8 protein-coding genes and 1 pseudogene are annotated in these 7,191 nt (G+C 72.0%); all 9 read left to right on the forward strand.

The features are described 5' to 3' along the window. Positions 1 to 154 precede the first annotated feature (154 nt). Positions 155 to 826, forward strand: a complete 672-nt coding sequence (locus AWC30_RS00430; RefSeq protein WP_085107308.1) for a GNAT family N-acetyltransferase — start codon at positions 155 to 157, stop codon at positions 824 to 826. Between the two features lie 114 nt (positions 827 to 940). Continuing rightward, on the forward strand, positions 941 to 1,243 hold the full coding sequence (locus AWC30_RS00435) for a PE domain-containing protein (RefSeq protein ID WP_085107310.1): 303 nt from the start codon (positions 941 to 943) through the stop codon (positions 1,241 to 1,243). A 16-nt stretch (positions 1,244 to 1,259) separates the two neighbouring features. After that, the gene (locus AWC30_RS00440) at positions 1,260 to 2,441 is read left to right on the forward strand and encodes a PPE domain-containing protein (RefSeq protein WP_085107313.1); all 1,182 of its coding nucleotides are present in this window, start codon (positions 1,260 to 1,262) and stop codon (positions 2,439 to 2,441) included. A gap of 167 nt (positions 2,442 to 2,608) precedes the next feature. Next, positions 2,609 to 2,944: a type VII secretion protein EsxD gene (locus tag AWC30_RS00445; RefSeq protein WP_133053629.1), complete on the forward strand. Its 336-nt coding sequence runs from the start codon at positions 2,609 to 2,611 to the stop codon at positions 2,942 to 2,944. A gap of 39 nt (positions 2,945 to 2,983) precedes the next feature. Further along, the gene (locus AWC30_RS00450; protein WP_085107318.1) at positions 2,984 to 3,274 is read left to right on the forward strand and encodes a WXG100 family type VII secretion target; all 291 of its coding nucleotides are present in this window, start codon (positions 2,984 to 2,986) and stop codon (positions 3,272 to 3,274) included. A 47-nt stretch (positions 3,275 to 3,321) separates the two neighbouring features. Continuing rightward, the gene (locus AWC30_RS00455; RefSeq protein WP_085107320.1) at positions 3,322 to 4,152 is read left to right on the forward strand and encodes an ESX secretion-associated protein EspG; all 831 of its coding nucleotides are present in this window, start codon (positions 3,322 to 3,324) and stop codon (positions 4,150 to 4,152) included. A 32-nt stretch (positions 4,153 to 4,184) separates the two neighbouring features. Then, a complete protein-coding gene (locus AWC30_RS00460; protein ID WP_085107323.1) occupies positions 4,185 to 5,189 on the forward strand; it encodes a MinD/ParA family ATP-binding protein in 1,005 nt (334 codons plus the stop codon). Further along, positions 5,189 to 6,661, forward strand: a complete 1,473-nt coding sequence (eccD, locus tag AWC30_RS00465; RefSeq protein ID WP_085107326.1) for a type VII secretion integral membrane protein EccD — start codon at positions 5,189 to 5,191, stop codon at positions 6,659 to 6,661. Before AWC30_RS00460 ends, eccD begins: the two co-directional genes overlap by 1 nt. Next, a pseudogene (locus tag AWC30_RS00470) lies at positions 6,658 to 7,191 on the forward strand (type VII secretion-associated serine protease); the annotation flags it as partial. The gene eccD and the pseudogene AWC30_RS00470, both read left to right, overlap by 4 nt.

Consider the following 7,191-nt stretch of genomic DNA (forward strand, 5'->3'; position numbering starts at 1 on the left):
GCCAAACCCCTCGAGCGTGCGCCAGTGCGCACGTTCGGCGTCGAACGTGAACCTGGGTTCACGCTCGGCGGGGGCGGCGCGGGCGGCGGGGCGCCCACGCACAGATGCCCAAAGCCCCCGGCGGAAACCGGGCGGCTGTTCTACGCTCGATGGCATGACTGACCTCGACCAGACGGCTGCCCGCCGTGAGATTGCCGACGCCCTGCTCAGTGCGCTCAACCGTCGTCACGAAGTGCTCGACGTGATCGTCGAGGCCGACGACCGGGCCGCCGCGGTCGAGGCGGTCGGGAAACTGTTGGGCACCTCGCGGGCCGGCAGCGAAGCGGTCATCGGGCTGTCCTTCGACCGGATCACCAAAGACGCGCGCAAGCGGATCGCCGCCGAGCTGGACGACCTGAACAGCCGGCTCAGCTTCACCCTCGCCGACCGTCCGGCCAGCTCCGGCGACACCCTGGAGTTGCGGCCGTTCTCCGGCAAGTCCGACCGCGACATCTTCGAGGAGCGCACCGCCGACGTCGGCGCCGCCGGCGACGGCTCGGGTGGGCCGCCCACCGAGATCGACGAAGAGATCCGTGCGGCCACCGCCCGCGGCGACGACGAGGAATCCGCCTGGTTCGTCGCGGTCGAAGGGGACCAGAAGGTCGGGATGGTGTTCGGCGAGCTCACCGGCGGTGAGGTCAGCGTCCGGATCTGGATCCGCCCCGGGATGCGCAAACGCGGCTACGGTACCGCCGCGTTGCGCAAGTCGCGCTCGGAGATGGCGGCCTACTTCCCGGCGGTGCCGATGGTGGTGCGCGCCCCGGGTGCGGACCCCAACGCCGGGTGACGCTCACGCGCGCCCGATAACATCGCGCGTGGTATCGACAGCGCCACCCGGCCGGTCCTAAACTCAGAGGGTTCCGCGGGTCCGGTTGACGGACGCGATCTGGGGAGGCGCACCATGTCGCTACTGGATGTGAACACCGCCGCTGTCGGCGGATCGGCGCTCATCGAAGCGGTGATCGGCGGCGAGATGGCCGCCACGACCGCGGGGGGCGCAGCAGCGTTGGTGGCGGTGGCGCCCTTGGCCGCGGATGCGGACTCCGCGGCGTTCGCCGCCGCCCTCAGCGCTGCCGGCGGGGCCTACCTCGGGGTCGCCGCCGAACACGTCGGGCGGCGGTATGCGCTCGCCGGCGGGCAGAACCTCGCGGCGGTCACCTATCTGGTGGGTGAAATCGCCAACGCCACCAGCCTGACCCTCTAGGCACGGAAAACCTGCCGTGCTCGACCCGCGGTGGCTGGGACCGCCCGAGATCATCGCGGCCACCTTCGAGGTGGGGCCAGGACCGGCGGCCACCGTCGCCAACCAGGTGGTGTGGCTGACCGAAGCGGTCAACCACGAGGTGATGATGGGGGTGTCGGCGGCCAACACGGCGGCCACCTCGACCCAGTGGATCGGGCTGGGTGGCGCGGCCTCGGCGACGGCCGCCGCCGGGCTCAACGCCGGGCTGCAGACCATGATCGGCTGGATCACCCACAAGATCGCGGTGACCCAAGCTGCTGTCGAGGCCTATGCGGTCGCCGCGTCGACGGTGGTGCCCTCGGCGGTCTGCCAAGCCAACCGCGACGAGTGGTCGGTGCTGAACGCCACGAACCTGCTGGGGTTCAACACCCCGGCGATCGTCGCCCTGGACACCGAATACTTCGGTGAGCACTACCCGCACAACTCCGGGATCGCCACCGTCTACGCCGGCGTCCTCTCCGCGTTGACGGCGGCGCTGGCGCTGCCGCCACCGCCCGCCCTTCCCACGGCCGCCCCGGCCGCTCCCGCCGCGGCCGGCCAGGCGCTGGCCGAAACGGCGGCCACCACCGCCGACGACCTGGGCACCGGCGCCGCCGCGAGCCTGGCCGCGCCGGGCGCTCAACCGGCCGCCGGTGTCGGCGATATGGGTTCGATGGTCGGCCAGCTGCCCCAGGCGGCCGCCGGGTTGGTCCAGCCCCTCCAGGGCGTCGCCGAGGTGCCCGCGAAACTCGCCCAGACCGTCCTGGGCCCGGCGCAATCGCTGACCGGCGCCTTCGGCGCCCTCAGCGGGGGGATGTTTCCGACGGCCACGGCGTCACCGGCCGCCGAGATCACGGCCGCACCCGCAGCGGAACCGGGCACCCTGGCGGAGACCGCGCGGGGTGCTCCGATGCCGGGTGCGGTCGGCGGATATCCGCTGGCTCCGACCCGCTATACGCAGCCGACCAGCAGTTTCGCCGCGGAGAACGCGGGCCGGCCGATCGGGTTGAAGCCGGACCCGGCCGCGGTCGGCCCGTCGGCGACCTCGCCCGGGCGAGGGTTCGTCGGGGCGCCGGTGGTCGGCGGCGCTCCACTGGCCCGCGGGGCTTGCCGGGACCAATCGTCGGGGCCGGACGGGGCTGTCGCGCAGGCCCACGTTGTCCTGGATCGGGACCGGTGACGGGCCGTGCCGGGCCAAATCAGATGCGAATGATGTTGCTGTGCACCGTGTTACACGTGAAACCAACTTTTTTGAACAGCGTCCTGCGGGTGAAGTGACATGGGTCACAACAGGCATACACTTTTGATCAACGCCCCGGCGGGGCGCGCCCAGCAAGGGAGGTTCACATGTCAGACGTGCCATCCGGTGGCGGGGTCATCGTCACACCGGAGATGATGCTCGAAGCGCAACGGGCCATCGAGACCGCACTGCTCGATGCGCAGGTGGCCGCGAACCGCTACCTGGCCGAACACGAGGACGCCGCCCCGGGCTATTCCGGTGACGGCTTCAACGCTTCGTATGCCACCGCGGTCCGTATCCAGCAGGACATGACCAAATTGCTCACCGCGGGAACCGGGCTGGCGCACGGTCTGGGCAAGGTGGCAGCCCTCATGCAGCACCACGAAATGGAAGCCGCGCACAACTTCGCGGCGTTCGTCCCCGACGCTCCCGCGAGCGTTTGACCGCCACCGGCCACGGTGCGGACCCGAAGGTGAAAGACCATGACCAACCAGATCACCTACAACTACGGCGTCGTCTTCGGACTGGCTTCCTCGGTCGGTCAGCATGCCGGCGTGCTCGACCAGGATCTGCAAAGCGTCGTCAACCAGACCAACCGGGTGGCCGAATTCTTCCTCGGCAATGCCCACACCGCGTTCGCTGAGCGGCAGTCGACGGTGGTCAGCGCGCTGGGCGACCTCATCGAGACCATGGCCACCCACGGCCAGCTGATCAACCACACCGGGCACAGCGCCCACGAAACCGACCAGCTCGGGACGACGTTCTTCACCTGACACCCGGGCCGGACCGGTGGTCCGGCCCGGCGTCGGGAGGCGGCCACGTGCTGACCACCACCGTCGACGGACTCTGGGCGCTGCAGGCGCTGACGGGCATCGAAGTACTCAGCCCGGAACTCGGCCTGCGGCCACTGCTGCCGCGCATCGAGACCGCCGCACTGGCGCTGCGCCACCCGGTCCTCGCCGACCTGCGCCGGGCCGGCGTCGTCGACGCCGCCGGAGCGGTCAGCGAACCGGTGACCGAGTGGCTGACGGTGCTGGCGCGCCGCGACGTCGCGCTGTTCACCGAACTCCGCGCACCGGATGGCGCCGCGCCGCTGCGTGCCCTGCTCGCCCGTTACGCCCGGTGGTGGGCGGTGCTCGAACGGCGCGGCGACATCGTCGCGCTCAGCGGTGTGGGGCAGACCAGCGAGCGCCACGGCGCCGAGAGCATCATCGCCGCCGAAATCGAGCGGCTCTGCGGACCCGCTCCGCCGGCCCCGCTGCACCCGGTCACCCTGCCGCTGGACGCGGTGCGCGCCGCCGGCAATGCCGCGGCGCTGAAGACCGTCCTGGCCCACCACGGCGCGGACGCCGATCAGATCCGCCTTCTGCTGGCGGCCGCCGACCCGCAGCGCTCCACCCGGGCTTCGCTGGTTGCGCTGCAGTCCGGGATCGACGGTGCGGGCGCTGCCCGCACCCACGTGGAACCGTCCGCGGTCACGATCATCGACATCGCCGAAGGCCGGCTCTGCGCCGAGCAGACCGTGACCGGCGGGCGCGGATGGTCGGTCATCGCACCGGGAACCTCGAAAACCATCGCCGCCGCACTCGACCGGATGCTGCACCGGCTGCCCGCCCCCGACGGATGGCACTGCCACCGAAAAGCCGTGTAACCGAACATCGGAAACAGATAGGCGAGAACAGCATGACAACTCCCCGCAAAGTGGCGCTCACTCCGGTGGAACAGGCCGAACACCGTACCGCGGTACTGGAATCCGTCTCCGACACCGTGCGGATCTCCGATCTGGTGGCGCCCCGCCGTATCCCGCCGCACACCGGCTGGCGTCGGACCGTCCACATCCTGAGCGCCCACACCGTCAATCCGGGGGAGTCCAGAGCCGAACGCCACTACCGCGAACTGCGGGACCGCATCCGCCGACACATCCGAAGGCAGTACGTGATCGGGGTCGTCGCGGGCAAGGGCGGGGTCGGCAAGACCACGGTCACCGCCTGCCTCGGCGGGGTGTTCCGGGAATGCCGGCCGGAGAACGTCGTCGCCATCGATGCTGCGCCCGGGTTCAACACGCTGGCCGGACGAATCGACGAGAACCCGCCGGGCGACTATGCGGCCGTCCTCAACGACGGAGACGTACACGGCTACGCCGATATCCGGGAACACCTGGGACAGAACGATATCGGGCTCGACGTGCTGGCCGGCAACCAATACTCCGACCAGTCGAGACCGCTGGAGCCGGCCATGTTCGACGGCGTCCTCACCCGGCTGCGCCGTACCCACAGTGTCATCCTCGTCGACACCGGCGACGACCTCGAACACCCCGTCATGGCCGCCGTGCTCGCGGCGTGCGACACCCTGGTGTTCGTCTCCGGCCTCACCGCCGACACCGCGCTCCCGGTGACCCGCGCCATCGACCTGTTGCGCGCCCTGGGCCACCACGAACTGGTCTCCCAGAGCACGGTCATCCTCAACGACAGTCGCAACCGCTACGACCGGGACACCCGGAGCTATCTGGGCGAACGGTTCGCCCAATCGGGAGCGACCGTCGAATTCCTGCCGTATGACCCACATCTGGCCAAAGGCGGCATCATCGACACCTGCCACGAACTGGCCAAGTCGACGCGGTTGCGGCTCTACGAGATCACCGCCGCGATCGCCGACAAATACGTCCCGGACGCCGACCGGCGGCCCTGATGACCACGGCACCCGCCCCGGCCCGCTGCGCGGTGGCGGTGGTGTGCGGCCCGCACCTCATCTCTCAGGTCCTGCCCGCCGCGGTTCCGGTCGAGATGTTCCTCGACGACGTGGTCGAACTCGTCGACGACGAACTCAAACGGCGCGGCCAACCCGGGTTGGCCGCCGGCGCCGGATACCGGTTGCACCGGGTCGACGGGACCCGGCTGGACGCGTCGAAGCCGCTGGACGACCTCGGCGTCGAGGACGGCGCCGCGCTGGTGCTGGCCGAGGCTGAAGCGGGCGAGCCGTTCGAGCCGCACTACGAATCCCTGTCCACCGGCCTGGCCCGCGCAGGCAAACGGCTCATCGAACCGGTCAGCGCGCAGACCGCGCTGCACACCGCGCTGGCGGTCCTGGCCGGGTCGGTGGCCGCGACGGTCGGGCTGGCGTTGCGAGCGCGCTGCGCGGGGGCGGTCGTGATGCCGGCATCGGTCACCGCGCTGCCGGGTCTGCTGATGGCGGCCGGCGCGATCGCGACCCGGCGGCGACATCCGGCACGGCACGATCTGGGCGCCGGGCTCGGCTGGGCCGCGCTGCCGCTGCTCGCCTGCGGGCTGGCCGTCGCCGCGCCCGGCGAACTGGGGGCGCCGCACGGCTTCATCGCGGCGCTCGCCGTCGTGGTGGGTGGGTGCCTGGCTCCGGCCACGGCCCGATGGCAGCGGACCACGGCGGCGGCGCTGGTCACCGTCGCCGGCCTCGCCACGGCGGCGACGGCCGTGCGGATGTGGCAGCCCGTGCCGGCGCGCCTGCTCGGCATCGGTGGACTCATCGTGCTGCTGCTGTTGCTCACCTTCGCCCCGACCATCGCGCTGCGGGCCGCGCACATCCGCCCACCGCAGTTCGGGTCGATCACCGGCCGCGACCTGTTCCACCACCGCGCCGGGCTGCCGAGCGACGCGGTGACCCCCGTCGACGTCGACCACGGCGAGACGGATCCGGCCGCGACGCCGGGCGGCGCCCGGATCGCCGAGCTGGCCCTGCGGGCGCACAGCGTGCTCACCGGCTGTTGCGTCGGCGCGGCGCTGTCCCTCCCGGTCGCCACCTGGGCCACCCTGGCGCCGCGGCCGTCGGCCGCGACCACGGTCCTGGTCGCGCTGTTCGTGGTCATCTTCCTGAGCAGGGCGCGGGCGCTCGCCGCGCGGGCGCAGGCCGTCGCCCTGGCCGGGGGAGCGGCGACCACGATCGGCACCGTGATCGTCGCCTACGTCGTCGACCAGCCACCGACCGCCGCGCCTGCGCTGGCGGCCGCGGTGGCGGCACTGTTCGGCGTCGCAGCCGCCGGTCTGCTCGCCGCGGCCCTGATCCCGCCCGCCACGTTCACCCCACTGGTCCGAATGGCGGCCGAATGGGCCGAACTGGGCGCCATCGTCGTCGCGGTCCCGCTGGCCGCCTGGATCGGCGGGCTGTTCACCTGGGTGCGCATGCGATGACGGCAGCCGAACGGATCGCCAGAGCCGGTGCGGCCACGGTGGCCGGACTGATGGTCGCCGCGACGATCAGCGCACCCCGGGCGACGGCGTTACCGCCGCCGCGCGTCGATCCCGGCCGGGTCCCCGCCGACACCGCCCCCGGCCCGGAACAGCCGATGCGGCAGAGCAACATCTGCGCGCGGGCCGTCACCGTCGCCGACCCGGACGTCACGCTCACCGCGCCGGGCTTCACGATGCTGGGTATCGCCGCGGCCTGGCGCTATTCGACCGGCAACGGGGTCCCGGTGGCGGTGATCGACACCGGCGTCAACCCCAGCCCCCGGCTCCCCGCGATCGGCGGCGGCGACTACATCATGAGCGGCGACGGACTCAGCGACTGCGACGTCCACGGCACCGTCGTCGCCGCACTGATCGCGGCCGCACCCCAGGGGACACCGATGCCGACGCCGATGCCGGCGCAACCGGCCTTCCCGCCCCCACCCGGCGAGGTCGTCCGCTCCGGTCCACCGCCCCCGGCGGGACCGCCGCCC

The sequence above is a fragment of the Mycolicibacillus trivialis genome, assembly GCF_002102395.1.
Taxonomy (GTDB): domain Bacteria; phylum Actinomycetota; class Actinomycetes; order Mycobacteriales; family Mycobacteriaceae; genus Mycobacterium; species Mycobacterium triviale.